The sequence below is a fragment of the Oceanobacillus luteolus genome (assembly GCF_042678205.1).
In the GTDB taxonomy this organism is placed as follows: Bacteria; Bacillota; Bacilli; order Bacillales; family Amphibacillaceae; genus Oceanobacillus; species Oceanobacillus luteolus.
In genome coordinates this window covers 1-25,960 of the sequence record NZ_JBHUDE010000001.1, presented here as the reverse complement: position 1 = coordinate 25,960, position 25,960 = coordinate 1, and the positions used below count along the sequence as shown (strand labels likewise).

Genomic DNA, 25,960 nt, shown 5'->3' with positions numbered 1-25,960 from the left:
CAAAAGGTGTCCTTTTTGTTTACTAAAATTATGATAAATAGAAAATAGCTTCGCGCAAAAAGCGCGAAGCTATTTTCTATTTACTGGGGTTTTGTCCCAGCCTCTATTTAACAATTAATTTTTATTTACTGAAGCATCATAAATGGTTTCCACTGCTTCATCAAGGGCTCGGTTAAATTCTTCATCCGTTTGATTGACATTCAGGTTTTGTGTCAGTGCCCTGGAGAAGCTGGCAACGATTCCTTTATTTTCTTTTAATTTCTCATTTGCTTCATCTAATGGATATCCACCTGATAGAGCAACTACCCGAATGATACGAGGGTGCTCGACTAATTCTTTATAAAGATTTGCCACGGTGGGGATAGACAGTTTGAGCATGACATCTTGGCCCTCAGCTAATTCGTTCAACTGCTTGAGAATTTCTTCTTTGAGAATCTCTTCTGACTGTGCTTTATCCTCGCTGAAAATATCTACCTCAGGCTCTATGATTGGTACCAGTCCAGAAGCCAGAATTTCCTTCCCGATTTCAAATTGCTGTTCGACGATTTGGCGGATGCCTTCTGGATTTGCCTTTTTAACGACGGAACGCATTTTCGTGCCGAATATATTCCGTTCGTTTGCGCGGTCCAATAACTCTTTTAAATTTTCAATCGGTTTCATCAGTTGTACACCATTTTCTTCATCCGCAAGTCCCTTATCTACTTTTAGGAAAGGAACAATCCCTTTTACTTCTGCAAGATAATCCCCAGTGTACTTTCCTTCAATTTTTCGATCCATCGTCTGTTCGAAGAGAATAGCACCAAGGATACGTTCAGAATTAAAAGCAGGTGAGGTAATGATACGAGTACGCATGTCATGGACGAGGTCAAACATTTTCTCTTCATCATCATATTGATCTTCTGTTATCCCATAATTTTTCAGGGCTCTCGGTGTACTGCCACCACTTTGATCAAGCGCTGCGATAAATCCATTTCCGTTACGGATTCTTTCAACTTGTTTTTCCTGCATGAATTCCACTCCTCTTCCTTGAGATAAGAGCTTATATGCTCCGCTTCTACCTTATTGTATCATTAAATATTGAAAAGTCAGTTTTTAAATTTAATTAATAATAATCAGTTCACCATCTTGCAGCAATGGCTCACTTAACCAGCTGGAATGAGGGAAAATAAAGGTCCATGGCATACTTGTATTGGCCGTAACGGTTAAGCCTGGAAAAGAAAATGAATGTTCCGCTACTGGATGATTGGTTTCATAATAGGATAGCTGCAGATTCTCGATAGGAAAATCAATGTCAGTAAAGTTATGGATAAGTACTGTAACAAGTAATGCATGTTCGTGGTTAAATGCTTGTTTTATAGGCAAAAAAGTAATTTCTGTGTGTAAATCGTCTTTTGATGAGTTGAATAGTTTTATGATTTTCTCCCGATCGTTTGGGGCAATCTGTTTGTCCCAGGCCGACTGGAATACTAATTGTTGCATAGCAATCACTCCTTCGGTTAAGCGTAACAGAAATTGGTGATTGAAACCAATATGGAAGTTGTATGGCTTTAAGAGGATTTATAAAGGTTATACCCGCTTAAGACAACTGAATATTAACTAGGTGTAAAGTTTTTCTAAAGAATTGCAAATAAATTTACCCAAAAATCTTTTTTATTAGGCTATAATAGTAGAGTAGCATATTTTAGGGGGATTAGAATGACAACCATTAAGAAAGCAGCCAACAAATTTTATGTGGGTGAAGACGTGAAGTCACCACTTGCTGAAATGACGTATTTGGAATCTAGTAAAACAATGCTCGTTATTGATCACACGTATGTCTCTGATGAACTTAGAGGTCAAGGTGTTGCTGGAAAGTTATTGGAACAAGTCGTTTTATATGCTCGAGAAAATAAGAAGAAAATCAAGCCTCTTTGTGTATTCGCAAAGAAACGGATGGAAGAAACAACGCAGTACCACGATGTACTGGCTGAGTAATGTGACGTATTAAAACAATTTCTACTAAACTGGTAGTGGAAAATTTTTTATCATAAAGGATGTGTAGAATGATGTACCTGACTGTTAAGGAAACGGCAGCGTATTTATCGATGCCCGAGGAGAAGGTCACGGCACTTATTCTTCAAGGTAAAATTCGTGCAGTTCATGACGGAAATACCTTTTTGGTGAATAAGGAACAGTTTACTACACATTTTGAACAAGTGGAGAAATATCGGTTGATGATTCAAGAATATTTAAATGAACCGATTCCGGAAGACATAGATGTAAAAGATGAAGATTAATGACTTCATCGTGCTGAATTAGGCGAGCATATAAGCTCGCCTTTTTGGCTGGAAAAATAAACATCTGGGCTAGACAGCAACTACTTCTCCGTAGAAGCTGCAAGCACCCGTCTAGAAATGGAAATATATCAGTCAGTAAGATAAACTAAGGAATAGGTATAAGTTGGAGGGAATAGATATGCAGAAGCTTTTACTAGCACAGCTTGGAGTTATTGGTGTCATCTGGATTGGTATGGCATTCTTCTTTAGCGATATGACAGATACAAGTAAACGGATCTTTTATATCGTGACTTCCTGGCTGCTATTTATAATTGTGATGGTAGTGAAAAATTTTATAAGACAAAAACGAAACGATAAAGCCGAATAGGATGGATTTCTAATGTTAACTGCTGAAAATTTATATAAATCATTCGGGGAAAAAGTTCTTTTTGATCAGATTTCTTTCTCGATTGAACCACAGGAGCGTATCGGTTTGATCGGTGTAAATGGGACTGGAAAATCAACACTTCTGCGGACGATTGCTGGATTAGAGTCTTTGGAACATGGAAAGATTAAACATGCGAAAGACTATGAGATTGAATATTTAGCTCAGGATCCCGAACTGGATCCTTTGCTTACAGTGATGGAACAGATTTATTTCGGAGATTCTACAATCATGAAGCTTCTGCGTGCATATGAGCAAGCATTGCTTGAGCTTCAAGAGGATCCCGGAAATGAAAAGCTTCAGGAGAAACTTCTCTTTATGCAGCGTCAAATGGACGAGGAAGACGCATGGGAAGCAAGTACTCAAGCGAAAACAATACTAACCAAATTAGGAATTACAAAGTTTGATGAGCCGGTTGGAAATTTATCCGGCGGTCAGAAAAAAAGAGTAGCTCTTGCTAAGGCGCTCATCCAACCGGCCGATTTATTGATTCTGGATGAGCCGACAAACCACTTGGATCACAGCACAGTTGAGTGGCTCGAGAAATATTTGCAGAGTTACCCGGGCGCTCTACTTCTTGTTACTCACGACCGATATTTCTTAAATCGTGTTACAAACAGGATTTATGAATTGGATAAAGGGAATCTTTATATATACGAAGGTAATTATGAGATTTTCTTGGAGAAGAAAGCAGAGCGGGAAGAGCTGGAGAGAAGCAGTGAAATTAAGCATCATAATGTACTTCGCCGAGAGCTTGCATGGCTGCAGCGGGGAGCGAGGGCCCGTTCGACTAAACAGAAAGCTCGTATTGAACGAGTCGAGGAAATGCAAGAGAAGAAATTTAATACGTCTAAACAGGACTTAGAGGTACAAATCGGTTCCGCACGTCTTGGGAAAAAAGTGTTGGAAATGAAACATATCTCCAAGCGATTTGGGGAAAAAGAGATTTTACAAGATTTTAATGAACTGATTATTCCTGGAGACCGAATCGGAATTATTGGTCCTAATGGTTCAGGTAAATCGAGCCTCCTTCATATGATGGCTGGGCGTCTTTCTCCGGATTCTGGAGAAATTGAAGTAGGAGAGACGGTGAAAATCGGTTACTATACACAAGGTGATGAAGAGCTCAACGGGGAGCAACGGGTTATTGACTATATTAAAGAAACGGCGGAAGTTATTCAGACTGTCGATGGTTCTGTAATTACAGCAGAACAGATGTGTGAGCGATTCCTCTTTCCCCGCAGCGAACAGTACTCCTATATCCGCAGACTGTCAGGTGGAGAGAAGCGAAGACTTTATTTACTTAAAATCCTAATGACCGAGCCAAATGTACTTTTCCTTGATGAACCGACGAATGATCTCGATACGCAAACACTAAGCGTATTAGAAGAGTATTTAAATCACTTTCCTGGAGTTGTCATCACGGTGTCCCATGATCGCTATTTCTTAGATCGTGTTGCAGAACGGTTGATTATTTTTACTGGTACTGGACGGACCAAGCGTTTTATTGGTACGTATAGTGAATATTTGGAGACGATAAGCGGAACGGTAACGAAAGAGCGAACCAAATCAGAAAAAAATCCTCCAGTCGTTAAAGAGAAAAAGCGGAAGAAGAAATTAACGTATCAAGAACAGAAGGAATGGGACACGATTGAGGATGACATCATGGCGTTGGAAGAACAGGTGGAGGCGTTAGAACAAGAGATTGGAAATGCTGGCAGTGATTCGGAAAAAGTGCAAAAGCTCTTTGGTGAATTGGAAGAAGTGAAACAGAACCTGGACAGGAAACTTGAGCGTTGGGAAGAATTATCACTCCAAATTGAAGCTTTTGAAAATGACCGACAGGTTTAAAATAAGGCTGAAAAGTGAATCATTGATAGATGTGGACAACATTAAATGGCTATTTTCAGGAGGTTGCATATGAAGTTATACCAGGTGCGTAAAGGTCAATTCGTTTTTTACAAAAACGAGTTGCATAAAGTATACTCTGTCAAACCGATGTTTAAGCAGTCGGTCCATTTGTATCGGTTGAAAGATATGGAGCAAATATTAACCAAGGCAAGTGAAATCGAACTTTATAAACCGAAACATAACGATACATTCATTTTTTATGGAAAACGTTATACCATTGATCAGTATACGAAGCCGGAGCCGGGCGATTATATTTTAATTACAAAACCAGCTCCAGATTTACTAGATCACTATTCCTTAAATGAAATAGAGAAGGTCGAAAGTGTTGATGATGTAAGTGTGACTACCACAAGAGACAATGGGGTAAAACACCATGAATATGTCGTCATGGTACCAGGTAAGAATGATGCGAGCCAGGAGATTGCTTACTATGACAAAGACCTTGTTCCAGAAGAACAACGCTTGAAGGATGAATCCATTTCTTATTTGGCAGAGAAGGATAAAATGCTTCAACCGTACGTAGGCGATGTATACCTCGATAAACGGAAAAACACGAGAGCAATGGTGATCGCTGTTTCGGAATCGGAAGTTATACTGGGTCACGGCGTCCATGTCCATGTAGCAGAGTTGCTTAACGAAGATAGTTTTGAGTTGGTTTATCGATATAGCGGGGACTGAGCTCCCGAAGAAAAATAGCGTAACTCCTTTATGAAGGTGTTACGCTATTTTTCTGTCTATAGCTCATGGAAATCAAGAATGCGATGGCAAACTTGGTTTAATAATTGTTTATCATGACTAATTGCCAGTAAACCAATGTTCCGCTGTTTAACAACTTTTAAGACAACACTCCAAATTTCCACTGTACTGATTGCATCGAGCATTGTAGTTATTTCATCAAGGATCAGAAACTTCGTCTTCGGATGTAACGCACGGACAATCGAGAAACGTTGAAACTCTCCTCCTGATAATTCGCTTGGCCAGCGGGACAACCATTCTTCCTGGATACCAAGCATATGAATCACTTCACTATCCAACATACCACTTTCTTCAAGTACTTGTCCCATCGTCCATTTAGGGTTAATAAACTGCTCCGGATGTTGTCCGACAAGTTGAATTGGATTTCGTCCTTTTCTGTGTTCATGTCCATTAATTTTTACGGAACCACCATCTGCTTGTTGATGACCTGCAATAATTCGAGCAAGTGTTGTTTTACCTGCGCCGCTTTCTCCCATCAAACCTACAACCTCTCCTGGTAGGACATCGAAATTGATATCCTCGAGAATCTGTTTACCGTTAATCGAGTAGTTTAGATTTCTAATCTGAAGGGATTTATCACCAGGAGATGGTGACGATTTTTTTTTATAATTGGACTTTAGGATTTGGTTGCGTGCATTCCACAATTCATTTGTATAGCTTTCCTTTAAGTTTTCCCCATTACCATTAAAATGTCCTGCTTGGACGGTTTCAATGGTTTCTCCTTTATTCATAATGACAATCGTGTCCGCTATCTTCAATGCGGTATCTATATCATGGGTGATGAACATGACCCCTTTTCCATCATCAGCAAGACTTCTAATAAAGCTCGTTACTTCCTGAAGTGATTGTGAGTCCAATCCCGGCGTTGGTTCATCAGCAATAATTAATTCAGGATGACCGACAAGTGCGATTGCCGAAAGAACTTTTCTTGCCATCCCACCAGATAGTTGAAACGGATAATAATTAGCTACATCTTCGTTTAAATTTACTTTCTGCAGAATATCTCGTTGTAGCGCTTTGCGGTGACCACTATGCTTCAGAGCTGTTTGTATTTGTTTTCCTACTTTCATGAGCGGATTGAGGGCGTTGACAGACTGAGGTATCAAAGATATCTCATTTCCTCTAAGTTTTTTCTGTCTATCTCTTGTTAAGGGTTTGCCTTGATAGTGCAATTTGCCTTCTGTGATTGCATTTTCGGGAAGGATCCCTAATATCGCATCTGCAAGCAAACTTTTTCCAGAGCCGCTTGCTCCGATAACTGCCACGACTTCCCCTTTATTGATCGTCATATTCAATTTGCGAACAACCTGCATCCGCTGCTCACGTAATCCCTTTTTATACAAACGGAAAGTGAGTGCAAAATCCTCGACCTCCAACAGAGGAGTTTTTTCATTTTCTATATTTGTTAAAGCCAATGATTTTTATACTCCTTTCTGTCCGTGAAACGGATCTACCCATTTACGAATATGTTGTCCGAGCGTATCAAAGAGAAGAACCATCAGGAGTAATGACAATCCTGGGAAAACAGCGAGCCACCACTTTCCGGTAGATAAGTAACGCATGGATTCAGATAAAATAATCCCGATAGAAGGCTGTTCAGCAGGTAATCCGAAACCTAAAAATGAAATGGCAGCTTCATGAAGAATCGCATGCGGAAACAGCAAGAGAAACCCGATAAAAAGCTGTGGCAATAGATGGGGCAGTATATGTCTTCTTGCAATCCAGATAGGAGTCTTGCCTAATTGTTTGGATAAATGGACATAATGAGCTGTCTTAACCTGCAACATCTCAGCCCTTAGAATACGGGTCAAGCTCGGCCAATGTGTAAGGGCTAGCCCAATTACAACTCCCTTAAATCCCCCGCCAATGGCAAATGAAATCAAGAGCAATAGGACGAGGTGGGGTACACTGAGAAATAGGTCGATAAGCCAGGTGACGATTCGATCAAGGGCGCGGTTCCATGATGCGATAAGTGTGAACGTTAGAGCAATCATTGCACTTGATGAAGCGGCAAGCAAGCCGACAAAGAAGCTAAGTGCCAGTCCTTTCAATGTCCGCGCAAGCATGTCCCTGCCAAGCCAATCTGTTCCGAATAAATGGTCGAGCGAAGGCTCTTGGTTCATTGCATCAGGATTAATTGCAAGTTTATCATCACCGATGACTATTCCTGTAACAATCATTCCTAGAAGCAATAGTAAGGAAAAGATGATCATACCAAGGGTGCGCTGCCTTAAATTCCATGTGATGCGTCCCATTATAAATCACCTCTTCGCATTCGAGGATCGATCGCTTTATATAGGATGTCTGCAATTGAATTACCAATAAACACGAAAATGGTGCTGCATAAAACAATTCCAAGCAGCAGAGGGACATCACCGCTTAGACCAGCTTGGACAACCGCTTGTCCAAGACCAGGGTAGGAGAATACTTGCTCCGCGAGAACCGCCCCTCCAAACAGTTCACCGAATGATGCAAAGTGGACGGATATAGCAGGGAGGGATATATTGCGCAACCCATGATTCCAGAGTAATGTAAAACCGAGTTCACCTTTTGCTTTGGCAAACCGGACATACTCACTATTCAATACTTCTATAAGCTTCTGTCTTGTATGTAGTGCAATATGAGGCACTCCGACAATGCTTAAAGTCAATACAGGTAGAATAAGATGTCTTATTCGCTCCAACAGGCTGACTTCATCCGCTAATATTCCAGCAGGTGTGCTGAGTCCGATTGGCAACCAGCCTAACCATACGGAAAACAATATTAATAGCACTAACCCGAGCCAAAATGCAGGGGTAGATGCCAACGTGAAGCAGTAGCCTTTGATTATTTTATCGATCCAAGTTCCTTCTTTCATTCCAGCAATGATACCTAGTAAAAAGCCAAAAAGACCTGAAAGTACCCAGGCTAAGCTCATTAATGCCAGCGAAGCGACAAAACGTTCAGCGATTATTGAGGATACAGGACTGCGATAAATCAATGATGTACCCATGTCCCCTTGTAAAAGATTCTTCCCCCAATGGAGGAATCGCTGCACAGGTGGTTCATGCAGACCCCAATATTCAGCGATGCTTTGCCGTTGCTCCGGACTGACTCTAGTCATATCTGCTCCAATATAACTTTGGATAGGGTCTACTGGCGAATTGCTGACGAGTATAAATGATAAAATGCTCACAGCGAGGAGTAATACTGCTAGCTTAATTAACTTTCCAATTATATAACGTATTGCTTTTTTAAACCGCAACATCGCCCCTTCTTTCTATTCTTGTTCTTTCCAACGCCATTCTTCGATAAAGTCTGTTATCGGCCAGCCATGTCCATGTGGTTGAACTTTTTGTTCACCAATATCAAGTCTTTCATTTACGAGATAATAGTGACTAAGATTGACAAGCCAAGCCCAAGGCGCATCACCGAGAGCCGAGAAACCTGTCTTCCCGTCCCATTGTGCTTTTTTCCAAAGTTCATAAACCTCTTCTTGGGAAGGGGAGTTCAGCGCTTGTTCCATATATTGATCCACTACAGAATTTCCATAATAATTGGCATTGTAGAAACCGATTCCTTTTGTATTACTGCTGTATAAGTTGTACATTTCTAATGGGGAATAACTACCCCAGCCCATCATAACAGGATTGGAATACATTAATCTAGCTAATTCATTCCAGCTATGTCCTTCTGTTTGTATTGCAATACCAAGGGGCTCAATCATATCAGCGACTGCCATGGATAAAGATTGACGGACTTGGTCTCCAGCAGGGTAGAGTAGTTGAAATTCAGCTGTTATTCCATTTTTCTCCCGAATGCCGTTTTGATTGACTATCCATCCTGCTTCGTCGAGGATACGTTTTGCTTCTTCCACTCTTCCATCTTCAAATTTTGTTTCCTCATTCCACCAAGGTAGCTGATCGGCAACCGAATATGCAGGCGTGCCGAATCCTTGCAACACTCCATCTACTAAAGACTGACGATTAACTGCAAGATTGATTGCTTGACGGATTGCGATATCCGCAGTTACATCATTACCAATAGGATAACCTTCTGCTGTCACATCTCCTTCTGGTACATAGGGGAACATAATTCCACGGTTGTCCACGCTTTCCAGTTCAAGAAGATTCATTCCTTCGACTTCTTCTTCAATCCATAAAGTTGTGACGGAAGCTACATCAACTTCACCTGCTTTCGCGGCCGCAAAGGCAGTATCTTCATTTAAAAATAAGAATGTCAGCTTTTTAAAATATGGTTTCTTTCCATAATAATATGGATTCTCGGTAACGATAATTTGCTGTCCCTTGTCCCATTGCTCCAACTGATAAGGTCCAGAACCAATCGGATTTTCATTATACTGCTTGTCATAGGCATGTTCTGGAACAATTCCTGTTGTTACGAGCAAATCAATGAAAGCAGATTGTGGCTCTTTTAAGTTAAATTGAACTGTATATTCATCAGTTGCTTCAATACTTTCCAAATTACTAAGGTCGATGACTGAACCGCTCACTTTTGCTGTTTCAAAAGTGAAAACAACATCATCAGCAGTTAACGCTTCTCCATCTGAGAATTTGACATCTTTCCGTATATCAACCGTCCACGTTAATCCATCATCACTGACATCATAGTTTTCTGCCAAGTCATAAGTTATGTTAAAGTCAGGATCGTGTTGTAATAAGGTGCTTTGAAATAACGGTGAACCGTAGCGTCCCCAACCTGTCGTTGGATCAAACCCTTCTTCTGGTTCAGAACCTACTGCTAAAACTAATTCCTCTCTATCGGTGTTCTTTTGGTCTCTTTGTTTTGTTTCGCCCCCACCACATGCTGCAAGTAATAATAAAAATATTAATGAACAAATGATGGAAATATATAATTTAGATTTCATCGGTTATATTCCGTTCCTTCCATATACAATATCTTCGACGTTCGTACTGTCCTTGTGCTATACAAACAATTGAGAAATAACACTCATCAATTTTTCCGTCCAGCTACTATTATAACAGGTGAATCAATAAAAATAGAGTTCCATTCAAAGTTGGAACTCTATTTCTATATAGTATATTCGTCATTTAATTGTATGAAAAGATTCAACTCTCACCAAAAATGGGCCAGTGATTTACTTCCGCAACTTCCCTCATTTTGTTTTTCGGATTAACAATGATTGGCTTGTCGACGAAATAGAGCAGGGGAATATCACTTTCACTATCGGCGTATGCCCAGATTTCCAACTGTTCGGGATCTAACTCTCTTACTTTTAGCCAGTTGGTTATTGCTTGTACTTTTCCTTCGCCGTTTACGACGGGTCCTGTAGCTCCTGTACATTTTCCTTTTTCATCATAAAGCAATTCGGTTCCGATGGTTGTAACTGTAAGACCCAGCTCTTCAATCAATGCATCCAAAAATGGTTTCAAGGCGCCTGAAAGGATAATGACTTCGTCGCCATGTTTCTGGTGTTCTTTAATTTTATTGACAAGAGATTGGTTGATTTGACCTTTTCCACCCTGAATTAAATGATCAAAAAATGAGGCGAGTTCGTCCTCGGATTTGCCTTTAAATGTCTTCGCGAAGGCTTTGAAAAAATGAATGCGGAGAGCATGCTTCCCTTTGGTCACTCCTAAAAACAGGGCCTGTAACGTACCAAGAAAAATGGTTGTCCAACTTTGGAGGCCAAATTCCTTCTTACCCGCCTGAAACATCAGCTTAAATGAATCTCCTTCAAACAATGTGCCATCAAATTCAACTGTAATGAGCCGCAAACTGTTTCCTCCTTTACTTCCTTCAATGCCGAATCTATAAAATGGAAAAAAATGATGATATTTGAATTATCTTAATTTTACACGTTAAAAAGGAAATTGCAAAGAAATATAGAATAGTGTATATATGCATCTTTGTAATCGCTTACATAAATGAGGGAGTGAAATTTTGCTGATCCCTATATGCATGCTTTTAAAGATGCAAAAGTAGAATAGATTAGGAGGTTATGTTCATGGAAGAGAAAGTTCTAAAGAATTTTATCAATGGGGAATGGATTGAAGTCAATGAACAAACAGCTGTCTATAATCCTGCGACTGGAGAAGAAATTGTGCATGTGCCTTTGTCTGGAAAAGAAGAGGTAGATCGAGCTGTAGAAGCCGCAAAGCTTGCTCAAAAAGAGTGGGCGCTCGTGCCAGCTCCTCAGCGGGCCGAAGTGTTATATCGAGTAGGAACTTTGATGAAGGAAAAGAAAGAATACTTATCTAAATTGCTGACGATGGAAAATGGCAAGGTGCTGGAAGAGGCAAGAGGAGAAGTTCAAGAAGGAATTGATATGGCCTATTATATGGCTGGCGAGGGCAGACGATTATTTGGCCAGACGACACCAGCCGAATTACGGGATAAATTTGCTATGAGCCAACGTGCACCAATTGGTGTAGTGGGCATTATAACACCTTGGAACTTTCCAATCGCGATTGCAACGTGGAAGTCATTTCCAGCGATTGTAGCGGGTAATGCGGTCATATGGAAGCCGGCTACGGAAACTCCAATAATGGCGTACGAGCTTGCGAAAATCTTTGAAGAAGCCGGCTTGCCGAAGGGAGTCATCAATGTCGTCTTTGGTTCGGGAAATACAGTTGGTGATGCGATGGTCTATCATGACGATATTCGCGTGATATCCTTCACTGGATCGAACGATGTTGGAAGAGAAATAGCAGCAGCTTGTGGGAAACAGTTGAAAAAAGTCTCCTTGGAGATGGGTGGAAAGAATGCCGTCATCGTAATGGATGATGCAGATCTGGATTTAGCTGTTGAAGGGATTATTTGGAGTGCCTTTGGTACGAGCGGGCAGCGTTGTACAGCTTGCAGCCGGGTCATTGTCCATGAATCCGTAAAAGAAGAGCTGGAAGGACGCTTGCTTGAAGCGATGCAGGACCTGAAAATCGGGGATGGACTGAAGGATGGAATTCGGGTTGGACCTATTATTAATCAAGCGGGTCTGGAAAAGATTGAACGCTATATTGAAATCGGAAAAGAGGAAGGTGCGAAATTACTGGCTGGTGGAAATGTGCTTGCTGGCGGAGATTTTGATAAAGGGTACTATTTTGCACCGACACTGTTTACCGATGCAACAAGTACGATGCGGATTGCTCAAGAGGAGATATTTGGTCCTGTCGTGTCCTTGATTCCAGTAAAAACATTCGAGGAAGCGATTGAAGTGAATAACAGTGTTACTTACGGTTTATCGAGCTCGATATTCACACGAGATGTGAATCGTGTCTTTAAAGCACAGCGAGATTTGGACACTGGAATCGTTTATGTGAATGCCGGTACTACCGGAGCGGAAATCCATTTGCCGTTTGGAGGAACGAAAGGTACCGGAAATGGCCACAGAGATTCTGGGGTGCAGGCTTTGGACGTGTTCACGGAATGGAAAGCGGTGTACGTGGATTTCAGTGGGAAATTACAGCGTGCCCAAATTGATGTGGAAGAATGATTTAACCAACACTACTGATGCAGGGGGAATGCATATGAAAATAGGAGTATTAGGCGCAGGATTAATGGGTAAGGAAGCGGCAAGGGATTTAGCGCAGCAAGAACAAGTTTTGCAGGTAGGCATTGCGGATGTGGATCGCAAAAAGCTGGAAGCGGCAGAAGAGGCAATCGACTCGGAGAAACTCACTGCCTATATAGTGGACGCAAGTAATCAAGAGGAACTTGAGGAATATATCGGGAAATTTGATGTAGTCATTAATGCGCTATTTTATACATTTAATGAAATCGTGGCAAGAACCGGGATTCAAGTAGGAACACATGTCGTAGATTTAGGTGGACATATCGGGGGGATGACAGACCGAGTGTTAACTTTACATGATGAAGCCAAAGAAAAAGGGGTAACCATTATCCCAGACTTGGGTGTGGCGCCAGGTATGATTAATATCTTATCAGGGTATGGCGCAAGCAAATTGGATGAGGTGGAAGAGATTCGTTTGTATGTTGGCGGTATCCCAGTTCGACCGGAACCACCTCTTGGCTATAATCATGTGTTTTCAATGGAAGGTGTCTTTGATCACTACACGGATCCTTCCGTTGTTATCCGAAATGGGAAAAAAACAACGGTCCCATCTCTATCCGAAGTTGAGGAAATTTATTTTGATAAATTCGCACCGCTGGAGGCCTTCCATACATCTGGAGGCACATCCACGTTGACGAAATCCTTCCCAAATGTGCAAACACTAGAATATAAGACAATTCGTTACCCGGGACATGCTGAAAAGTTTAAATTGCTGGTTGATCTAAATCTCACTAAACTAGATTATGAAGTCGAGGTGGGAGGAACAAAGGTCAGCCCACGCCAAGTATTGTTGAAAACCCTTGACCCAATTGTAGAATTAGGAGATAAAGATGATGCCGTGTTACTCCGGGTAATCGTTTCTGGAGATAAGGCGGGCCAAGCGAAGACGTATGAATATGAAATGCAGACATTCAAAGATAGAGAGAAAAATATAACTGCCATGGCAAGAGTGACTGCCAGTACAATATCAATCGTTGCTCAGTTGATCGGTAAAGGTTTAATAAAGGATAAAGGGGTCTATCCACCTGAGTTCGGAGTACCAGGTGAAATATATATTGAGGAATTGGCAAAGAGGGGAATTGAGATCAAGGAAACTGTATTATAAACATTAAAAGAACTACCCGAGAGAAAAAATCCACTCGGGTAGTTTTTATTGAGGTTTATTAAAGGAAGGCCGATTAGTGGCAATGCCTTGTCACTGAACGTATGCTTCCGTTAGAGTCTTTATTTGGCTGCTTTTTGCAGTTTGTTGATCATTTTGAGTGATTTTCCAGTTCCAATGGCGACAGCTTCCTGTGGGTTAGGTGCCATATGGACTGGTACACTTAATTCGTTGGATAGCCATTCCTTCATCCCTTGAAGTAATGAACCCCCACCTGTCAAAACAACCCCATGGTCTACAATATCTCCACTAAGCTCAGGCGGACAGTTTTCAAGTGTTGCTTTTACAGCATCAAGGATTTTTACTAGTGGTTCTTTAATTGCTTCATAGATTTCTTTTGATGAGATTTCAATGGTATCCGGTAAGCCTGTAACCATGTCACGTCCTCGCACACTCATTGTTACTTCATCGTGATTTGGATGGGCAAAGCCAATTTCCATTTTGATGTTTTCCGCTGTACGTTCTCCGATTAATACATTATATGTTTTACGGATGTAGCTGATAATTTCTTCATCTAAGCTGTCTCCACCAACACGTATGGAGTTAGAGGATACGACCCCGCCAAAGGAAATGATCCCAACTTCTGATGTTCCTCCACCAATATCTACAACAACACTTGCGAGTGGTTCATCAACTGGCAGATCTGCTCCGATTGCAGCTGCGACAGGTTCTTCAATTAAATGAACAGTTTTGGCGCCAAAACTTGCAACTGCATTGTGAATGGCACGTCTTTCCACTTCGGTACTTCCAGCAGGTGTACAAACGACAACAGTAGGCTTACGCATGGAAACGCCAATTTTTTTACTTACTTTCTTCAATAATACTTTCAGCATTTGTGCAGTCACATTATAGTCTGCGATTACCCCATCCTTGAGCGGTCGGATCGGTATAATATTTTTCGGTGTTTTACCAATCATTTCTTTAGCTTCCGTGCCGACTGCAACGACATCTTTTGTGTTTACGTCGATCGCCACAACAGATGGTTCATTCAATACAATTCCTTTTGACTTTGAATAAATGAGAATATTAGCTGTTCCTAAGTCTATTCCAATCTCTGCATTTGAAAACATGATTAATCCTCCAATAATAGTTTTTCATCTATTTATTTTAATTCAGTTTGTTCAATTGGTAGTTTTCCTACTTTCTATATAACACCGTGCAAATTTTGTCGAAATCCCTCTGTTTAAATTAGAGAGGAATGAACTCTAATCGGCTCTAAAATTATATACTACCTCTCTTTAACGTAAGACATGTAAGGGGGTGAAATCAAGTAACATTTCAATTACAAATTTGTCTTTTTGTAATAAAAAATCACAGTTCTTGTAACAAAACGGAGAACCTTGTATGTTGTCAAGTCTAATTTGTTAGTAAAAGCTACCATAAATCATAGTTTTTTCCCTATATTAGATTTTTATACCAAGTGGAGGTTTGTGATTACATAAAGGTTTCTCCAAAAACGTTCTGAATTTAAACTAAAAGAATAGGAGTATGGAAATCTATGGTTGAATTATTACAAAAAAGTCGTGCTATGATGATTCTGCAAGCAAGACAGCACAAAAAAACACAAATTAAGGAGATGTAAAATATGCTTCGTAAAATAACGGTTATTGCTGCTTCAGCAGTTGTATTTTCATTTGGAGGTGCATTTTCAGCTTCTGCGGATGCTGCACCAGTTGAAAAGGACCTTTCATATAAAGTCTACTATTCTATTAATGGGGAATCAGGAATGCTATCTCAAGAAGATGCTTCTAACCTATTAAAGAAAGGTCTAGAAACTATTCAATCGAAGTTCTTAACAAACTTTGATTTAGAACAACTTCAAAAGCTGATCCCAGCTGAACAAAAAGCTGATCAGAAAGAAGTAGAAAAGAAAGCACCAGTTAAGAAAGAACAACCAAAACAAGAAGTTAAACAACCAGCACCAGAGAAACAACAGCCAGTAGAGAAAAAAGAAGAAGTTAAGCAACCAGCACCACAAGTACCAGCAAAAGAAGAAACTAAAGCACCTGCAGCACAGCCGCAGCAACAAACACAGCAACCAGCTGAAAAAGTAGAACAACCACAACAGCAACAAAGCGCACTTAGCCAATTTGAAGTACAAGTGGTGGAACTTACTAACCAAGAACGTGCAAAACAAGGTCTAGCACCTTTACAAATTGACGAAAACCTGAGCAAAGTTGCTCGTGAAAAATCTAGAGATATGGCTACAACTGGTTACTTTGACCATAATAGCCCACAGTACGGCTCACCATTTGATATGATGAAGAGCTTCGGTATTGACTACCGTACAGCTGGAGAAAACATCGCAAAAGGTCAACGTACTCCGGAAGAGGTTGTAAATGCTTGGATGAACAGCCCAGGACACCGTGCAAATATCATGAACGGTGAATTTACACACATCGGTGTAGGTTTTGTGGAAAATGGTAACCACTGGACACAAATGTTTATTGGAAAATAAAAACAAAAGCGGAAGCGACCGATTAGGGACAGCCGAACTGGAATGCGGTGCAGGAAGATAAAGGAAACACGGTGAGGTGACGAACCGATGTTGACTTATCGACCGGAAGCGCATGAAGTTCGGGCGGTCCCTGGTCGCTGCAGCTAGACGACATAATAGAGAAAGCGCAAGACGCTTGAGTTGAATAAATATATGATCGAAGAGTAGGAGGCTAGATTCTAGCCTCCTATTTCTTTGCCTAAATAGAGATTAGCTTGCTACAATGGAAGTAAATTTGCCCTTCGAATCCAATAATATGACATATTCCTGCTTAAAAGGGGCGGGACAAATAATGTAATTTTGAATCATACTATTGGATAAAAGGTGGTACGATTCATATAATATCCGGAACACGTTAGATTTTCTACAATTTTGTCTGTTTATGGAGACTTTTTATACATACAATGCGTAAACTATGGTGAGAGGTGATTTGAATGGTACAGGGTTCAACTAACTTAAATACAGAGCTCACTCAGGAATGGCTACAAAATTATGTGGATGACTGGGTAAGATTTTATCGTAAGCATACTGTCGATGGTGAACTCGCTTCTTATATCCCGCAATTGACTAAAGCTGATCCCAATGCACTTGGGGTCATTATTATGGGGAATAATGGGATGACAATCAAGTCTGGAGACGTGGATGCTACGTTCTCCATTCAAAGTATATCCAAGGTATTTGCTTTTATTGTTGCTTGTATGGACCGAGGTGTTTCTTATGTGCTGAATCGAGTAGATGTGGAACCTACAGGACATGCATTTAATTCAATCATCCATCTTGAAATGAGAAAAATTGAAAAACCATTCAATCCATTAATCAATGCAGGGGCAATCACAGTGACATCAATGCTACAAGGACGAACATCAGATGAAAAGCTTGAAGGGATTTTTCAACTGTTGGAAAAAATCCTCGGGCGTCGCCCAGAGTTGGATGTGGACGTTTATGAGTCTGAAAGAGAATCCTCCATCCGAAATCGGGGCATTGGATACTTCCTGTTAGAGGCTGGAGTATTGGAATCTGATTTAGGGATAACTTTAGAGACTTATTTCAAACAATGTTCGATTAAAATCACAGTGGAAGACCTTGCTAAGTTAGGTTTAATCCTAGCGAACGATGGAATGGATAAAACTACTGGTGAGGAAATCATTCCTAGACAAATTGCCCGCCTAGCTAAAGTATTGATGCTTACTTGTGGAATGTACGATGCTTCGGGTAAATTCGCGGCCTACGTTGGCGTCCCAGCCAAAAGTGGTGTAGCTGGGGGGATTATGGCTTCTGTTCCACCACGTATTAGAGAAGAAGTGCTGCCGTTTATGGATGGCTGTGGAGTTGGAGTATATGGTCCAGCTCTAGACGAACAAGGTAACAGTGTTGCAGGAACCCGATTATTACGACATATAGCAAGTCATTGGGATTTCAGTATTTTTTAGGGAGGGTCATCACATGTGTGGAAGATATACGTTGCTTGGGGATCAATTAGAACTTTTGGATGAGTTTGATTTGGAGGAACCAATCGATGACTTTCATCAAAGTTATAATGTAGCGCCAGGACAAAATGTACTCGCAATTATTCATGATGGCAAGAAAAAACGTGCCGGATATTTACGTTGGGGGTTGGTCCCTTCTTGGTCGAATGACCCTAAAATCGGTTATAAAATGATCAATGCGAGAAGTGAAACAGCAGACGTCAAACCGAGTTTTAAACAACTTATGGCGAGGAAACGTTGCCTTATTGTGGCAGACAGCTTTTATGAATGGCAGCAAAAAGAAGGAGAGAAGATACCGCAACGCATTTCTGTAGAGGGAAGAAAGTTTTTTGCTTTTGCTGGTTTATGGGACAAGTGGACTCAAGGAGAAGAGACATTATTTACCTGTACGATTTTAACGAAGGATTCTCATGGATTCATGCAAGATATCCATCATCGGATGCCGATTATCCTGCCAAAAGGCGAGGAAGATCGATGGATTGATCCAAGGGAATATAAACCAGTTCAAGCGAAGCAATTACTTCACAGCTTTTCTGATCCATCCTTCACAGCGTATCCCGTATCTACTTATGTGAATACCGCGAAAAATAACGATGAGCAGTGTATCGCTCCTATTGCTTAACTAAAAAGTATTGCATAAATCAGTTTGAACCATAATGGAGGGATAGTGCGGTGAAGGGGAACATTGATAAAACTGTATTCGCATTGACTTTTCTTATCCTCGCCAGTTGCAGTAGTAGTGGTAATGCCGTGGCAGAAGATCATTCCATCCTTTTGAAAAATGAAGCCGAGGAAGATAAGGGTCTTCTAACCGAAGAGAATTCGAGTTTTGATGAAATTGAAATAGAGGAGAGCATTCTTAAAACGCTTGCTTCTGAAGAGTCTGTAGTAGAAGATGAGTATCAGAAGAATGCTGTAGATAGGCTAAATGAGGAAGAAGTGGATTTATTATCAACTTATAGTAGTGAACAGATCGAATATGCTAGGGTCTGGTTGCAACTTGGACCAAACCAAGAAATAGATGAATTGTATGTTACACATATTCCTGAGGGAGAAGCCGTGAACCCGAATGCGGAATCAAGTGCAACATACACAGAAGAAGTTGTCCAGTTGACAGGTTCCCGGTTAGTGGAGGGTTCTGTTACATATAGTAGTAACGGTGATGGTACAATCAATGTTTATTTTGTTCCCAGCCACTGGGAAACAAATACTCCAGAGGGTTTTACGGATGAGGATTTAAGGATTTTTACGGAATCCATTGTTAATAACACGGATTTAGTATATATTGAGCCAGGACATGACGATGAGGTCATTTCCTTGATTAAAAAAATAAGAAATTGAAAGAGGAACAGTTCAAAGATGAATTGGTCCTCTTTCAATTATACATATTATGAGGCTTTCGCTCGTTTTTCAGCTTCTTTTTCTTCTTTTGCGACTTTCAAGAATCGTTTCGTCTCATAAGCTACAACTCCGGATAGTCCGAGTAGTCCAATTAAGTTCGGTATTGCCATGAGTGCGTTAAATATGTCTGCAAACAACCAGACAATATCAATGACTGTAACTGCACCTACAAATACAACTGCAACCCAAACGAAACGATAAATAGAAACGGCTTTCGGACTCTTAAACAAGTAGTTAAAGCATTTCTCACCATAATATGACCAACCGATGAGTGTAGAGTATGCAAATAGAATCGTAGCGATACTTACGATATAGATTCCTGGCGTGCCAAGGAATGTACCAAAGGATTCCCCTGTCAATGCTCCACCTGCTATACCAGTTTGATGAAGGTCAGCCATAACGATAGTGATTCCAGTTATACTACAAACAATAATGGTATCGATAAATACCTGTGTCATAGAAACAAGACCTTGTCTTCCCGGATAGTCTGTTTTTGCAGCAGCCGCTGCGATTGGAGCAGAACCAAGTCCAGCTTCGTTCGAGAAGATTCCTCGGGCGACCCCATAGCGGATTACTGTACCTAAGATACCCCCACCAACAGCTTCAGCAGTAAAAGCATCTGTAAGAATGGTGCTTACTGTAGTTGGAACGAGATCAAAATTTAAAATCATAATAATTAGTCCACCTGCTAAATAAAAAACAGCCATTATAGGTACAAAGAAAGCGGTTACACGACCGATGCTTTTAATACCCCCGAGAATGACGATAGCAGTTATAATAGTTAAGATAATACCAGTTACCCATCCAGGAATGCTAAACGAGTTTTCCGCAGCAGCTGCCACGGCATTTGTTTGTACCATATTTCCAATTCCAAATGCGGCAATCGAACCAAAAATCGCAAATAGAATAGCCAGCCATTTTGCATTCAGGCCACGCTCCAGGTAGTACATCGGACCACCAGCCATCTCTCCTCGAGCGTCTTTTACCCGATATTTTACTGCAAGTACCGCTTCAGCGTACTTGGTTGCCATTCCGAATACAGCCATAATCCACATCCAAAAAACAGCACCAGGTCCTCCAGCAATAACGGCGGTAGCCACCCCGACAATATTACCTGTTCCAATTGTAGCTGACATCTGAGTGGTCAAAGCTTCGTAATGGGAGATGTCCCCTTCTGATAACTTATCTTGTTTTTTCCGGCTGAATGCGTTTATAAGTGCGGTCGGTAGTGCGAAAATCTGCACAAATCCAAGTCTGAGTGTTAAATAGATCCCGGTTCCTACAATTAGTACAAGCAGGGGAGGGCCCCAGACAAATCCACTGACCTTCTCTAAAAATTCTATCATCCTTTCATCCTCCTTTTTTCAAATAGATTTATACTATATAATATTCCGAATTTTTCACAATAAGTCAAGCTTTTTTTACAAAATACAAAAATCATCTTAATAAGATTACAAAAGTAAAGGAAGGTTAAAGATAAATAGACAAAATTCTACAGCTTTCTTTGCTTCTTATTATGTAATTTGCTTATAATATAAGAAAGTGAATGAACAAGGCATGATAATCTAGCGTAATGGTAAAGGAGAGAAGAACATGGGACAAAGGAAATTGATTTTCGGCATGGTAGCTGGTGCGTTACTCGGTGCACTCGCGATGCAGTATGACAAAGAAACACGCAGTTATACCAAAGAGTGTTTAAACAAATTGAAAGATAATTCCAGTGAATTACTTAGCAACCCAACGGAAACCGTCCATAAGCTACGTGAGTCATTTGACAGAGTTAATCAAAACTTCACGGTTGGAGCGGAAAACACAATTAATGCATTAGAACAAGTTGAAACCACACTCGATCGTTTAATGAATAAAAATTAAGACTGAAGAATAAAATAGCACAAAAGATATGCCCCATCTCAAGGTTTTGCGATGGGGCATGTTTATGGATGGTGTGGGAGGAACAAATGTTGAAAAAACTGATTCCAGCTACAATAGAATTTTATGAACGTATGGAAAAAGTAGATGTATTTGGTTTGGCTGCACAATTAGCTTATTTCTTTCTTCTCTCACTCTTTCCGTTTTTATTATTCTTAGTTAATTTAGTCGGATTTTTTCCTTTGGACGAAGATATGATTCTACAGTTGATCGTCGATTATGCGCCTCCTCAGGTGTACCATTTAATTGAATCCAATCTGTTAACCCTCATCCACACCCATAATGGTGGATTACTTTCCATCGGTATCATAGGAACACTATGGGCAGCTTCTAATGGAGTCAACGCAGTCACGAAAGCATTGAACCGAGCGTACGGCATAAGACCAAAGCGTATATTTATTGTGTATCGTTTCTTATCAATTCTGCTTACCATCGGGATGTTTTTAGTCGTCATTGTCGCATTATTGCTTCCGGTTTCAGGGAGAATGATTGGAGAGTATTTTTTCTCATTCTTCGGATCTTCCCATGAGTTTCTTCAAATATGGGAGACTTTCCGCTGGGTTACATCTTCCATTATTTTCTTTATTGCCCTTCTCGCGCTTTATAAGCTGGCTCCCCACCGAAGAGTATATTTCAGGAATGTAGTCTGGGGTGCATTATTTTCTACCTTTGGTTTTCAATTAGTTTCTTGGGTATTTTCATTTTACGTAAGCAGTTTGAGAAATTACTCCACAATGTATGGCAGTCTCGGGGCGGTTATAGTATTAATGGTTTGGTTTTATTTGTTTGGCATAATCGTCCTTCTCGGTGGAGTGTTAAACGCATACCTTCATGAACGTACAATAAGAAAAAATTTCAATGGGAATGGCGGTGCCAAGTGAGGTGCGGCCTTTTTCGTGCACAAATAAAATTAATCTCTCATCCTTTAAAGTATAGTGAAATCATTATCTAAATTTACTTCATGAACTTGTTGTATGAGAAGGGTATATTTTTTCATGAAGCGAAAAAACTATAGACAAAAGAAAGGATGGAGGCTTATGAAATTAAAGAGATTGTCTGCTCTGATGCTTACTTTATACATCCTACTTGTTTTTCCGCTTTTTGCTTCAGCAGAAGAGAAGAAGGATACAACCGATAGTTTCAAACTGCCAAGTCATGTATTGGATATATCTAAGGAAAACACGGCACAAAATGACAGTTCTGATCGTCAATCTGTTGAACCTAGTAATGAAACAAAGGAATTATTGGAAAGCACCTCCGTTCCAATTGATAATTCTGATTTGATTCAGCAATTGAATGAAACAACGATCAAACCGTCGCCGATCGGGATTGGCTATCGGGCAGAGATTTTTCTCGGGCGCTGGCCGCTTCATTATGAATCAGAGGAAACATCTGTGAATTGGGAGTATCAGCAGATCAATAAGAATGAATTGAAAAATAGCGGAGATACCCAACAACAATTGAACTATATCCAACAAGAGAATAAAGAAATAAGAGGAATGCTCACAAACAAAATTGCCAATTCAGAAACAGTTAGAAAAATGATGCTGAATAAGACAGAAGAAAAGACAAAACTGCCACTTGCTTATGAAGTGACGATTGGCAGGAATACGAAAACGGCTCACTCTTACCCCGTCCCCCCTGAACAGACCGGTACATTGGAAGCATATGCACCAGCAATCAATGAAAAAGGCAAAGTAACGTTTGGGGAGGTATATATTGAACTGAAGGGAACGAAAAAACAACTTGTAATTAAAAATGTGACGAAGCAAGGAGTAGGAGCTTGGCTTCCAATCCAAGACCATGTTTCCTATTCATTCAAGGTAAAGTAGAGAGAATTAAGATCCAGAAAAGATAGTGCTTATACCGCTTCTAGAGGAAGTTAAGCAACTATCTTTTTTGTTATTTTAGCAATTAGGGGTTGAAATTTATCCTTTAATACTTTATTATGATAAAGTGTTAAAGTGAAAAAGATTTAAGGGGGAACTACTTATGGAATGGGTAGTTGTTGTGTCTGTACTTGTTTTGACCATTCTAAGCTTGTTACGGTTGAACGTTATATTGGCAATCATTGCTGCTGCGATTGTTGCTGGATTAATGTCTGGGCTGTCATTCGGTGATTCCATCAATCTGTTAGTAAGTGGAATGGGTGGCCAGGCAAATACAGCTTTAAGTTATATTTTACTCGGAGCCTTTGCTATTTCTATTAGCTATACTGGAATTGTCGGTTTTCTAGTTGATTTTCTAATCAAGAAATTAGGTGGCCGACGAACAACGATTGTTCTTGTTATTGCTGGGATTGCTTGTTTATCGCAAAATGCGATTCCTGTGCATATAGCATTTATACCTATTTTGATACCACCGTTATTAAAGTTGTTTAATTCCATGCGAATTGACCGCCGTGCAGTTGCTTCGGCATTAACTTTTGGACTGAAGGCACCGTATGTGATGTTGCCACTTGGATTTGGGTTCATCTACCACGGTATCATAGTAGATGGCTTAGCGGAAAATGGCATTGAATTGTCTGTATGGGATACAGCGCTTGCCATGTTGATGCCAGGACTGGGAATGGTAGTCGGACTGTTGGTTGCTGTTTTTATCACTTACCGGAAAGAACGCGATCCGATTATCGGTTCAGGTGGAAGTGGTACGATTAAAGTTCGTGAAGAAGCAGAGGTTGACTTGACCTTTAATTCCAAACACTTGTTAACCTTGGTAGCTATTGTTGGTGCGTTGATTGTACAAATTATATCCGAAAACTTAATCCTTGGTGCTTTAACAGGTCTCGTCCTCATGCTTGCATTTTTTGTAATTCCTTACAAATCATTGGATAAAGTGATGGCAGACGGTATCGGTTTAATGGGTGCCATTGCTTTCATTATGCTTGTTGCCTCAGGATATGGTAATGTATTACGTGAAACTGGAGCGGTTGATGCGTTGGTGGAGGCCTCTGCAGGTTTTATCGGAGATAGCAATCAGGCAGTTATAGCATTTATACTATTAATAGTCGGATTGCTTATTACAATGGGGATTGGTTCTTCATTTGGAACCGTACCGATTATTGTTGCACTATATGTTCCAATTTGTGTTGCAGCTGGATTTTCACCAATGGCGATTGCTTGCTTAATCGGTACAGCGGGTGCATTAGGTGATGCTGGTTCACCGGCTTCGGACAGTACATTAGGTCCGACATCTGGCTTAAATGCTGATGGTAATCATAACCATATTTGGGATACAGTAGTACCTTCATTTATCCATTATAATATTCCACTCATTATCTTTGGTTGGATTGCAGCACTTATTTTATAAAACAATTACATCACTTAGGCTTCGGAGACGTTAGCCTAGGTGATTTTTTTCGTTTGCGTTCTTTGTGCTTGGAATAGATTTCATTTGCCCGGTTAAGCTATGGAAAAAGGATGTTGATGATGAAACATTTTGTAGTAGGAAGTCTTATACTCCTTACCTTCTTCTTGTTCCATGTTGATGTGGATGCAAGAGGCTTTGGCTGGGGTTATAAAAAAAGCACAAATGGTGAAGTTCCTGATATCGGTACGTATGATGAGTTGTTGGAACGTTTTGGTGCCTATTATGCCGACAAATCCGGAGAGAAGAATATTTATTTGACGTTTGATAATGGTTATGAAGAAGGATATACACCGATGATATTAGATGTTCTCAAAAAAGAAAAAGCACCTGCCACTTTTTTTGTGACCGGACATTATGTGGAATCTGAGCCAGAATTGGTTAAGCGGATGGTGGATGAAGGACATATTATCGGCAACCATTCTTATCATCATCCAGATTTTTCGATCCTGACAAAGGAAGCGATGAAAAAGGAATTGGAAGACCTTGCGAAAAAGGTTAGTGAGGTGTCAGACCAGAAGGATTTGAAATACCTCAGGCCTCCGCGAGGAATATTTAATGAGCAGACATTGAAATGGTCAAAGGAATTAGGATATGTCCATATATTTTGGTCGCTGGCATTCAAGGACTGGGAAACAGCCAATCAAAAAGGTTGGCGCTATGCTTATGAAGAAGTGATGAAGCAAGTCCATCCAGGCGCAATTGTTTTGCTGCATACTGTTTCAAAGGATAATGCAGAAGCACTGGAGGCCATCATCAAGGATTTAAAAGCAGAGGGTTATCAATTTAAAAGCTTGGATGAGTTAGTTCTGAGAGATTACATGCCACAGGTGATTTATGGGTATTGAAAAGAGTAGAGAAATCTACNGAAAATAGACTCCCATCCACCTATCCTAATCTGGATAGGTGGATGGCAATCTTCTTCATGTTCTGGCACGCTGCAGTGAGTAATACTTGCTCACTTGCATTGTGCAATCCCCTCAACCTGCAATAGCGAAGCCCATGCAGTTCTTTTGAATCTGCGAAGCTTCGCTCAACCTTTTCCTTTCTGTATTTATAAAGCATCTTTCCTGATGAAGATAGACGGTTTTCTCGTACCTTTTCTTTATGTTCAACCCAAACATGGCGAGTTACTACTTTTTGATGATTTTTTGACCTGGTACATTCTTTTAATAGTGGGCAACCTACACATTGTTTAGGATTGGATTTATACTCTCTAT

Annotated in this window: 26 protein-coding genes; 16 read left to right on the top strand and 10 right to left on the bottom strand. The window is 40.4% G+C overall.

Annotation, left to right across the window (positions count from 1 at the left end; translation table 11 throughout):
• Positions 1–114: 114 nt before the first annotated feature.
• Positions 115–1,008 carry a fructose bisphosphate aldolase gene (locus ACFSBH_RS00130; protein WP_251511902.1) on the bottom strand — a complete coding sequence of 298 codons (894 nt, stop codon included), beginning with the start codon at positions 1,006–1,008 and terminating at the stop codon, positions 115–117.
• 90 nt (positions 1,009–1,098) lie between these two features.
• Positions 1,099–1,479 (bottom strand): SLAP domain-containing protein, encoded by a 381-nt coding sequence (locus ACFSBH_RS00125; RefSeq protein WP_251511905.1) that lies wholly within the window; start codon positions 1,477–1,479, stop codon positions 1,099–1,101.
• A gap of 216 nt (positions 1,480–1,695) precedes the next feature.
• Here ACFSBH_RS00125 and ACFSBH_RS00120 point away from each other — a divergent pair, with 216 nt between their 5' ends.
• The 5 genes from ACFSBH_RS00120 to ACFSBH_RS00100 all read left to right on the top strand — a co-directional run bounded on the left by ACFSBH_RS00120 (position 1,696) and on the right by ACFSBH_RS00100 (position 5,289).
• Positions 1,696–1,974 (top strand): GNAT family N-acetyltransferase, encoded by a 279-nt coding sequence (locus ACFSBH_RS00120; RefSeq protein WP_251511906.1) that lies wholly within the window; start codon positions 1,696–1,698, stop codon positions 1,972–1,974.
• Between the two features lie 71 nt (positions 1,975–2,045).
• Complete coding sequence (locus ACFSBH_RS00115) at positions 2,046–2,276, top strand: excisionase family DNA-binding protein (RefSeq protein ID WP_251512029.1); 231 nt, start codon at positions 2,046–2,048, stop codon at positions 2,274–2,276.
• 178 nt (positions 2,277–2,454) lie between these two features.
• Positions 2,455–2,643 (top strand): hypothetical protein, encoded by a 189-nt coding sequence (locus ACFSBH_RS00110; protein WP_251511908.1) that lies wholly within the window; start codon positions 2,455–2,457, stop codon positions 2,641–2,643.
• Positions 2,644–2,655: 12 nt separating this feature from the next.
• Positions 2,656–4,551 carry an ABC-F family ATP-binding cassette domain-containing protein gene (locus tag ACFSBH_RS00105; protein ID WP_379595457.1) on the top strand — a complete coding sequence of 632 codons (1,896 nt, stop codon included), beginning with the start codon at positions 2,656–2,658 and terminating at the stop codon, positions 4,549–4,551.
• A 69-nt stretch (positions 4,552–4,620) separates the two neighbouring features.
• Positions 4,621–5,289 (top strand): hypothetical protein, encoded by a 669-nt coding sequence (locus tag ACFSBH_RS00100; protein ID WP_251511912.1) that lies wholly within the window; start codon positions 4,621–4,623, stop codon positions 5,287–5,289.
• A gap of 56 nt (positions 5,290–5,345) precedes the next feature.
• Here ACFSBH_RS00100 and ACFSBH_RS00095 read toward each other — a convergent pair whose 3' ends face one another.
• The 5 genes from ACFSBH_RS00095 to ACFSBH_RS00075 form a co-directional block, all read right to left on the bottom strand.
• Entirely contained in the window at positions 5,346–6,782 is a 1,437-nt protein-coding gene (locus tag ACFSBH_RS00095) for an ABC transporter ATP-binding protein (protein WP_379595454.1), read from the bottom strand.
• Between the two features lie 6 nt (positions 6,783–6,788).
• Positions 6,789–7,622 (bottom strand): ABC transporter permease, encoded by an 834-nt coding sequence (locus tag ACFSBH_RS00090; protein WP_251511917.1) that lies wholly within the window; start codon positions 7,620–7,622, stop codon positions 6,789–6,791.
• Positions 7,622–8,611 (bottom strand): ABC transporter permease, encoded by a 990-nt coding sequence (locus ACFSBH_RS00085; RefSeq protein ID WP_379595452.1) that lies wholly within the window; start codon positions 8,609–8,611, stop codon positions 7,622–7,624. Before ACFSBH_RS00085 ends, ACFSBH_RS00090 begins: the two co-directional genes overlap by 1 nt.
• Before the next feature lie 15 nt (positions 8,612–8,626).
• Positions 8,627–10,234: an ABC transporter substrate-binding protein gene (locus ACFSBH_RS00080; RefSeq protein WP_251511922.1), complete on the bottom strand. Its 1,608-nt coding sequence runs from the start codon at positions 10,232–10,234 to the stop codon at positions 8,627–8,629.
• A gap of 202 nt (positions 10,235–10,436) precedes the next feature.
• Positions 10,437–11,105, bottom strand: coding sequence for an HAD family hydrolase (locus ACFSBH_RS00075; protein ID WP_379595450.1), 669 nt, complete (start codon positions 11,103–11,105; stop codon positions 10,437–10,439).
• Positions 11,106–11,335: 230 nt separating this feature from the next.
• Between ACFSBH_RS00075 and ACFSBH_RS00070 the strand changes: the two genes are divergently transcribed.
• Together ACFSBH_RS00070 and ACFSBH_RS00065 are read left to right on the top strand one after the other, a co-directional pair.
• Positions 11,336–12,820 carry an aldehyde dehydrogenase family protein gene (locus ACFSBH_RS00070; RefSeq protein WP_251511927.1) on the top strand — a complete coding sequence of 495 codons (1,485 nt, stop codon included), beginning with the start codon at positions 11,336–11,338 and terminating at the stop codon, positions 12,818–12,820.
• A complete protein-coding gene (locus ACFSBH_RS00065) occupies positions 12,807–14,003 on the top strand; it encodes a saccharopine dehydrogenase family protein (protein ID WP_379595448.1) in 1,197 nt (398 codons plus the stop codon). The genes ACFSBH_RS00070 and ACFSBH_RS00065 overlap by 14 nt, the downstream gene beginning before the upstream one ends.
• Before the next feature lie 119 nt (positions 14,004–14,122).
• Here the strand turns inward: ACFSBH_RS00065 and mreBH are convergent, their stop codons facing one another.
• Positions 14,123–15,130 carry a rod-share determining protein MreBH gene (gene mreBH / locus ACFSBH_RS00060; protein ID WP_379595446.1) on the bottom strand — a complete coding sequence of 336 codons (1,008 nt, stop codon included), beginning with the start codon at positions 15,128–15,130 and terminating at the stop codon, positions 14,123–14,125.
• 515 nt (positions 15,131–15,645) lie between these two features.
• Here mreBH and ACFSBH_RS00055 point away from each other — a divergent pair.
• The 4 genes from ACFSBH_RS00055 to ACFSBH_RS00040 all read left to right on the top strand — a co-directional run bounded on the left by ACFSBH_RS00055 (position 15,646) and on the right by ACFSBH_RS00040 (position 19,385).
• Entirely contained in the window at positions 15,646–16,518 is an 873-nt protein-coding gene (locus tag ACFSBH_RS00055; protein ID WP_251511935.1) for a CAP domain-containing protein, read from the top strand.
• 473 nt (positions 16,519–16,991) lie between these two features.
• Positions 16,992–17,987, top strand: coding sequence for a glutaminase (locus ACFSBH_RS00050; protein WP_251511937.1), 996 nt, complete (start codon positions 16,992–16,994; stop codon positions 17,985–17,987).
• A gap of 13 nt (positions 17,988–18,000) precedes the next feature.
• Positions 18,001–18,666, top strand: a complete 666-nt coding sequence (locus tag ACFSBH_RS00045) for an SOS response-associated peptidase (RefSeq protein WP_251511940.1) — start codon at positions 18,001–18,003, stop codon at positions 18,664–18,666.
• Between the two features lie 50 nt (positions 18,667–18,716).
• Entirely contained in the window at positions 18,717–19,385 is a 669-nt protein-coding gene (locus tag ACFSBH_RS00040; protein ID WP_251511943.1) for a hypothetical protein, read from the top strand.
• A gap of 47 nt (positions 19,386–19,432) precedes the next feature.
• On the opposite strand, the gene ACFSBH_RS00035 is transcribed toward ACFSBH_RS00040, so the two are convergent.
• A complete protein-coding gene (locus tag ACFSBH_RS00035; RefSeq protein ID WP_251511945.1) occupies positions 19,433–20,791 on the bottom strand; it encodes an alanine/glycine:cation symporter family protein in 1,359 nt (452 codons plus the stop codon).
• 247 nt (positions 20,792–21,038) lie between these two features.
• Here ACFSBH_RS00035 and ACFSBH_RS00030 point away from each other — a divergent pair, with 247 nt between their 5' ends.
• From ACFSBH_RS00030 to pdaA, 5 genes are all read left to right on the top strand, one after another.
• Complete coding sequence (locus ACFSBH_RS00030; RefSeq protein WP_251511947.1) at positions 21,039–21,317, top strand: YtxH domain-containing protein; 279 nt, start codon at positions 21,039–21,041, stop codon at positions 21,315–21,317.
• An 89-nt stretch (positions 21,318–21,406) separates the two neighbouring features.
• Positions 21,407–22,255, top strand: a complete 849-nt coding sequence (locus ACFSBH_RS00025) for a YihY/virulence factor BrkB family protein (protein WP_379595441.1) — start codon at positions 21,407–21,409, stop codon at positions 22,253–22,255.
• A gap of 156 nt (positions 22,256–22,411) precedes the next feature.
• On the top strand, positions 22,412–23,206 hold the full coding sequence (locus ACFSBH_RS00020) for a YfkD family protein (protein WP_251511951.1): 795 nt from the start codon (positions 22,412–22,414) through the stop codon (positions 23,204–23,206).
• A gap of 160 nt (positions 23,207–23,366) precedes the next feature.
• On the top strand, positions 23,367–24,683 hold the full coding sequence (locus ACFSBH_RS00015) for a Na+/H+ antiporter family protein (RefSeq protein WP_251511953.1): 1,317 nt from the start codon (positions 23,367–23,369) through the stop codon (positions 24,681–24,683).
• Positions 24,684–24,802: 119 nt separating this feature from the next.
• The gene (gene pdaA / locus ACFSBH_RS00010) at positions 24,803–25,588 is read left to right on the top strand and encodes a delta-lactam-biosynthetic de-N-acetylase (protein ID WP_251511955.1); all 786 of its coding nucleotides are present in this window, start codon (positions 24,803–24,805) and stop codon (positions 25,586–25,588) included.
• Between the two features lie 40 nt (positions 25,589–25,628).
• On the opposite strand, the gene ACFSBH_RS00005 is transcribed toward pdaA, so the two are convergent.
• Positions 25,629–25,960 (bottom strand): transposase (locus ACFSBH_RS00005; RefSeq protein ID WP_379595438.1); only part of this gene is annotated, 332 nt, incomplete at its 5' end.

Coding starts and splice junctions, on each gene's coding strand:
- ACFSBH_RS00130 (WP_251511902.1), bottom strand. CDS start 1,008: ATGCAGGAAAAACAAGTTGAAAGAATCCGTAACGGAAATGGATTTATC.
- ACFSBH_RS00055 (WP_251511935.1), top strand. CDS start 15,646: ATGCTTCGTAAAATAACGGTTATTGCTGCTTCAGCAGTTGTATTTTCA.
- ACFSBH_RS00065 (WP_379595448.1), top strand. CDS start 12,807: ATGTGGAAGAATGATTTAACCAACACTACTGATGCAGGGGGAATGCAT.
- ACFSBH_RS00020 (WP_251511951.1), top strand. CDS start 22,412: ATGAAATTAAAGAGATTGTCTGCTCTGATGCTTACTTTATACATCCTA.
- ACFSBH_RS00120 (WP_251511906.1), top strand. CDS start 1,696: ATGACAACCATTAAGAAAGCAGCCAACAAATTTTATGTGGGTGAAGAC.
- ACFSBH_RS00050 (WP_251511937.1), top strand. CDS start 16,992: ATGGTACAGGGTTCAACTAACTTAAATACAGAGCTCACTCAGGAATGG.
- ACFSBH_RS00030 (WP_251511947.1), top strand. CDS start 21,039: ATGGGACAAAGGAAATTGATTTTCGGCATGGTAGCTGGTGCGTTACTC.
- ACFSBH_RS00015 (WP_251511953.1), top strand. CDS start 23,367: ATGGAATGGGTAGTTGTTGTGTCTGTACTTGTTTTGACCATTCTAAGC.
- ACFSBH_RS00090 (WP_251511917.1), bottom strand. CDS start 7,622: ATGGGACGCATCACATGGAATTTAAGGCAGCGCACCCTTGGTATGATC.
- ACFSBH_RS00125 (WP_251511905.1), bottom strand. CDS start 1,479: ATGCAACAATTAGTATTCCAGTCGGCCTGGGACAAACAGATTGCCCCA.
- ACFSBH_RS00100 (WP_251511912.1), top strand. CDS start 4,621: ATGAAGTTATACCAGGTGCGTAAAGGTCAATTCGTTTTTTACAAAAAC.
- ACFSBH_RS00070 (WP_251511927.1), top strand. CDS start 11,336: ATGGAAGAGAAAGTTCTAAAGAATTTTATCAATGGGGAATGGATTGAA.
- ACFSBH_RS00105 (WP_379595457.1), top strand. CDS start 2,656: ATGTTAACTGCTGAAAATTTATATAAATCATTCGGGGAAAAAGTTCTT.
- mreBH (WP_379595446.1), bottom strand. CDS start 15,130: ATGTTTTCAAATGCAGAGATTGGAATAGACTTAGGAACAGCTAATATT.
- ACFSBH_RS00035 (WP_251511945.1), bottom strand. CDS start 20,791: ATGATAGAATTTTTAGAGAAGGTCAGTGGATTTGTCTGGGGCCCTCCC.
- ACFSBH_RS00110 (WP_251511908.1), top strand. CDS start 2,455: ATGCAGAAGCTTTTACTAGCACAGCTTGGAGTTATTGGTGTCATCTGG.
- ACFSBH_RS00080 (WP_251511922.1), bottom strand. CDS start 10,234: ATGAAATCTAAATTATATATTTCCATCATTTGTTCATTAATATTTTTA.
- ACFSBH_RS00045 (WP_251511940.1), top strand. CDS start 18,001: ATGTGTGGAAGATATACGTTGCTTGGGGATCAATTAGAACTTTTGGAT.
- pdaA (WP_251511955.1), top strand. CDS start 24,803: ATGAAACATTTTGTAGTAGGAAGTCTTATACTCCTTACCTTCTTCTTG.
- ACFSBH_RS00115 (WP_251512029.1), top strand. CDS start 2,046: ATGTACCTGACTGTTAAGGAAACGGCAGCGTATTTATCGATGCCCGAG.